At 33.7% G+C, this 579-nt stretch carries 1 protein-coding gene; it reads right to left on the bottom strand.

Annotation, left to right across the window (positions count from 1 at the left end):
• Positions 1–579, bottom strand: a 579-nt coding sequence (locus tag AC5LG6_RS11240) for a PLP-dependent aminotransferase family protein (protein ID WP_498586653.1), incomplete at both ends; no start/stop codon positions are given.

Raw genomic sequence — 579 nt, 5'->3', positions numbered from 1 at the left:
GCTAACTCTTCAAGCTCTTTGTTTATTTTTTTGTGTAACTCTTTATCTTCAATATTATCTAATACATCACAAATTTTATTTGCAATATATTCAAACTCTTTCTCTTTCATTCCACGTGCTGTTAGTGCTGGGCTTCCTATTCTAATACCACTTGTAACAAATGGGCTTCTAGTTTCACCTGGAACTGTATTTTTATTTACAGTTATACCTGCATCTCCAAGTGCTGCATCTGCATCTTTTCCACTAAATGGTTTATTTAAGAAAGATACTAGAACTAAGTGATTATCTGTTCCACCACTTACTATATCATAACCTCTTTTTACTAGAACTTCACCTAATACTTTTGCATTAGCTTTTACTTGTTTTGCGTAATCTTTCCATTTAGGATCAAGTATCTCTTTAAATGCAACAGCTTTAGCAGCAATTACATGAACTAAAGGTCCACCTTGTAATCCTGGGAAAATAGCAGAGTTAATTTTTTTAGCAATCTCTTCATCATTTGTCATAATCATACCACCCCTTGGACCTCTTAAAGTCTTATGAGTAGTTGTTGTTACAACATGAGCATGAGGGAATGGA

It is taken from the genome of Arcobacter thermotolerans (assembly GCF_983172305.1).
The sequence above is the reverse complement of the archived record's forward strand: the minus strand, read 5'-3'. Positions and strand labels throughout refer to the sequence as shown.